2 protein-coding genes are annotated in these 619 nt (G+C 42.3%); both read right to left on the reverse strand.

Annotation, left to right across the window (positions count from 1 at the left end):
* Positions 1–111, reverse strand: a 111-nt coding sequence (locus tag B2X72_RS23145) for a sugar phosphate nucleotidyltransferase (RefSeq protein WP_286851736.1), incomplete at its 3' end; no start/stop codon positions are given.
* Positions 112–133: 22 nt separating this feature from the next.
* The coding region (locus B2X72_RS23150; protein WP_286851622.1) for an SDR family oxidoreductase at positions 134–619 on the reverse strand (486 nt) is incomplete at its 5' end.

Here is a 619-nt window from a genome sequence, read left to right on the forward strand (position 1 = left end):
CGGGTAATAGATCATCGGCTTATCATATACAGGCATCAGCTGTTTGCTTACTGCCAACGTAAGTGGATGTAGTCGTGTTCCTGAGCCTCCTGCCAATATAATTCCTTTCATAGTACTCATATTTTGATTATTCTTAATTTTTAAACTCTTCGGCTAGCATTTTAGCCAGACTTATCTCCCAACTGGGTACCTCAACTGCAAAAATAGCCTTGATCTTCGACTTATCGAGTAAGGAATACTTTGGCCTGCGTGCAGGTGTCGGGTAGGCACTTGTGGGAATCGGTTTTACTTCACAATCGAACGAACGGAAATCACGTATCGCTACAGCAAAGTCGTACCAAGAAATCTCACCTTCATTGCTATAATGATAAATACCGCCTTCCCATTTAGAAGAATCCACTATTTTTACGATTGCCAAGGCTAGATCCTTCGCATAGGTAGGGCTTCCAATTTGATCGTTAATTACCCCCACTTCATCACGCTCATCCATTAAACGACACATGGTCTTAACAAAATTTTTGCCGTATGTGGAATAAACCCAAGAGGTACGTATGATAATTGCATCGGGGCACCATTTCTGAATCGCCTGTTCTCCCGCCAGTTTCGTTTGACCATATAC

Source organism: Sphingobacterium sp. UBA7253 (genome assembly GCF_002472745.1).
GTDB lineage: Bacteria > Bacteroidota > Bacteroidia > Sphingobacteriales > Sphingobacteriaceae > Sphingobacterium > Sphingobacterium siyangense.